The following is a 536-nucleotide window of genomic DNA, read 5'->3' on the forward strand; positions in this document are numbered from 1 at the left end:
TTCTGGATCTACTCCTTTTTGATAACTTTCAGATACGGTTATACTGCCATCTGCATGTAGATCATAGCTTTTTTTCCCTTTAGGACATCTAGGAGTAGGTGTAATAGAGGCATCGATAATTGCACCATGTTGCACTAATACACCATGATTAAATAGTTGATTATTAATGTTTTTCAATAACCTCTCTAGTGCCTTCTTCTTTGTAAGTACAGTCCTAAATCTGCTTAATACACTATGGTCGGGAACCGAACTGTCCATCGAAATACCACAAAATCTGCTAAAAGTTATACGATCGTTTACTTCTTCTTCTACTTGATAGTCACTCAGTCCATACCATGTCTGAAGTAAGAGCATTTTAAATAAAAGTAGGGGACTATAGGCGGGTTTGCCTGATAAACGTAAGCTTTTAGGATAATAAAGGCGAAGTTCTTTTTCAACCGATAACCAATCAATTATATTGGTTATTTGATCAAAAAAGATATGTTTACATTTACGTTTACTTGCTGAAATATCTGCTAAACTTAATTGACCACTTG

The 536-nt window shown here is 34.9% G+C and carries 1 pseudogene; it reads right to left on the minus strand.

Features of this window, described 5'->3' with window-relative positions:
* A pseudogene (locus EDM02_RS01620) lies at positions 1–510 on the minus strand (transposase); the annotation flags it as partial.
* Positions 511–536 lie beyond the last annotated feature (26 nt).

The organism is Candidatus Cardinium hertigii (genome assembly GCF_003788695.1).